Genomic DNA, 1,140 nt, shown 5'->3' with positions numbered 1-1,140 from the left:
CGACTACACGATCACGCCCGTGCCCAAGCGCCTCTACACCGCAGCAGACCTCACCACCTACGCCATCAGCGCAGGCGCCATCACGCACAAGATCAACTCAGCGTGTTAATTCTCTGCAAGCCCTAAGAGCGCCTAACAGAATGATCTTCGTTGTGCTTTGATCTCTCGCTGTAGCCCACGCGAGAGGAGCACGGGTGGCCAAGCCGAAGCCGTGGGAGGTCAGCGACGAGCTTTGGGCGGTAATCGAGCCGCTTCTGCCTCAGCGCCAGCGGAGGTTCCGGCATCCGGGACGTAAGCGGCTGGATGACCGACTGGCGTTGCAGGGCATCTTGTTCGTGCTGCACACCGGGATCGCCTGGGAGCACCTGCCCCAAGAGCTGGGCTACGGCTCGGGCATGACATGCTGGCGGCGCCTGGCCGAATGGAACGCCTCCGGCGTCTGGCAGCGCCTGCACGAGGTCCTGCTCGATCGTCTACGCGGCCGACGCGCTCGACCTCTCCCGGACTGCGGTGGACTCCTCGCAGATCAGGGCGTTAAAAGGGGGCCGCAGATCGGCCCGTCCCCGGTCGATCGCGGCCGGGCCGGCAGCAAGCATCACCTGATCACCGATGCCACCGGCATACCTCTCGCTGTCATCCTGACCGGCGCCAACCGCAACGACGTCACCCAGCTTCGCCCGCTCCTGGACGCCATCCCCAAGGTGCGTGGCAAGCGTGGCCGGCCCCGTCAGCGCCCCGACGTCGTGCTCGCCGACCGCGGCTACGACCACGACAAGTACCGCCGCCTGGTACGCGAGCTGCAGATCCGGCCGCTGATCGCCCGCCGCGGGCACCGAGCATGGCTCCGGCCTGGGCAAACAGCGCTGGGTCGTGGAGCAGACCTTCGCCCTGCTCCACGCTTTCCGACGCCTGCGCATCCGCTGGGAGGTCCGCGCCGACATTCACGAGGCTTTCCTCAAGCTGGCCTGCGCACTGATCTGCTGGCGACGCCTCACTTCATTGCGTTAGAAGCTCTTAGGGCTTGCAGAGAATTAACACGCTGAGTTGATCTTGTGCGTGATGGCGCCTGCGCTGATGGCGTAGGTGGTGAGGTCTGCTGCGGTGTAGAGGCGCTTGGGCACGGGCGTGATCGTGTAGTCG

Annotated in this window: 1 protein-coding gene; it reads left to right on the top strand. The window is 65.5% G+C overall.

Going from position 1 to position 1,140, the window contains the following annotated elements; genetic code table 11:
• The first annotated feature begins 194 nt into the window (after nucleotides 1-194).
• Nucleotides 195-1,043 carry an IS5 family transposase gene (locus tag ABN273_RS59205; RefSeq protein ID WP_502911366.1) on the top strand — a complete coding sequence of 283 codons (849 nt, stop codon included), beginning with the start codon at nucleotides 195-197 and terminating at the stop codon, nucleotides 1,041-1,043.
• The last annotated feature ends 97 nt before the right edge of the window (nucleotides 1,044-1,140 follow it).

Source organism: Nonomuraea sp. B19D2 (genome assembly GCF_040137845.1).
Taxonomy (GTDB): Bacteria; Actinomycetota; Actinomycetes; order Streptosporangiales; family Streptosporangiaceae; genus Nonomuraea.
This window is presented reverse-complemented; position numbering and strand designations above follow the sequence as displayed.